General features: G+C 39.4%; 1 protein-coding gene. It reads right to left on the reverse strand.

Translation table 11 applies throughout. The features are described from left to right. Positions 1-332: 332 nt before the first annotated feature. A partial coding sequence (locus tag DXB63_RS18325; protein ID WP_233522897.1) for a hypothetical protein occupies positions 333-525 on the reverse strand: 193 nt, incomplete at its 5' end.

The following is a 525-nucleotide window of genomic DNA, read 5'->3' on the forward strand; positions in this document are numbered from 1 at the left end:
AAATATAAATATATATAGGAGTTGAAATCAGTCAGTTTTCTTCGTTTATTCTCCCTTGTGCTTGTTTTCATTCTCCCTGCTGTTTGCATCGTTCAGTCCTGCTGTTTGTTTCGTTTGTGCCCGGTGAGCCTGCCGTTTACGCATGGCCGAACGCAAGTCTTGCCCTGGTTAAACGCAAGTTCCTGCCTTTTCCTTTTCAATTATAATATAGTATTCCCGCGCACAATATATATTAATGTGCCGTTTCCCCGCCGCTTTTTCGGGGAGACGGCATTTTTATGTTCCACAACATATTTTGTTTCAGTGTATTACGATAAAGTTACGAAACTTCTTTAAAAAATAGGCGGTATTATTTGTGTGTTAATAATAAAGTCCTTACTTTTGCACCCGCTTCGCAAGAGAGCCGGGGTATTTGGATTGACATCTTGAGTGGGACGGTAATCCTCCTTAAAAAATAAAACAAAAAAACTTGTTGAAAAGTTTGGAGTTGATGTTATAAAGGTATTATCTTTGCACCCACGTCGC

This window comes from Bacteroides sp. OM05-12, assembly GCF_003438995.1.
In the GTDB taxonomy this organism is placed as follows: Bacteria; Bacteroidota; Bacteroidia; order Bacteroidales; family Bacteroidaceae; genus Bacteroides.